General features: G+C 37.2%; 1 protein-coding gene. It reads right to left on the bottom strand.

Annotated elements, in window-relative coordinates; all coding sequences use genetic code 11:
- Window positions 1-540, bottom strand: a 540-nt coding sequence (locus tag FDW96_RS15105) for a terminase TerL endonuclease subunit (RefSeq protein WP_212732912.1), incomplete at both ends; no start/stop codon positions are given.

Raw genomic sequence — 540 nt, 5'->3', positions numbered from 1 at the left:
GCAACAGTAGGGTCAATTTTATCTTTTTCAAGTTTTTTAGTATACATATAGTCCCCATTTTGTCCGATTTTAACAGCAGTATTATTTAAAGCCCACTGCATGACTTTTTGGTTATGGATAAGTTTATTTTCCGCTAACTTAGATTTTAATAGCTTGATATAGTCACTCATTGAGAAACCTTGTCGAATTGCTCTTTGGTTGTCTCCATCTTTGTCAAAGAAATAACGCTCAATCAGCCCTTTTAAAATTTCATAGCGAGCTGGGTCGTATCCGACTTTTCTAAGTCTGCACCCTGTTTTGGTTCTAAAGTCATTAATATGCGGTATTAAGTCGTTCACATTGATGTATTCCGTATCAAGTAAGATTAGTTCGCCTCTGTCAACGAATTCAGTCCATAACTCTTGTTGTTCTGTGTCCAGTTGCTCATATTGAGACCGTACAGAGAAAGTTAGCGTATGGCTGTAAGTTTTACCCTCTAACTCACAAACGAACGATACAGCGGTTAAATCGCCAATTAAGGATAGGTCAATTCCGACATAA

Origin of the sequence: Citrobacter sp. TBCS-15 (genome assembly GCF_005280815.1) — a bacterium.
GTDB classification, from domain to species: Bacteria; Pseudomonadota; Gammaproteobacteria; order Enterobacterales; family Enterobacteriaceae; genus Citrobacter; species Citrobacter werkmanii.
This window is presented reverse-complemented; position numbering and strand designations above follow the sequence as displayed.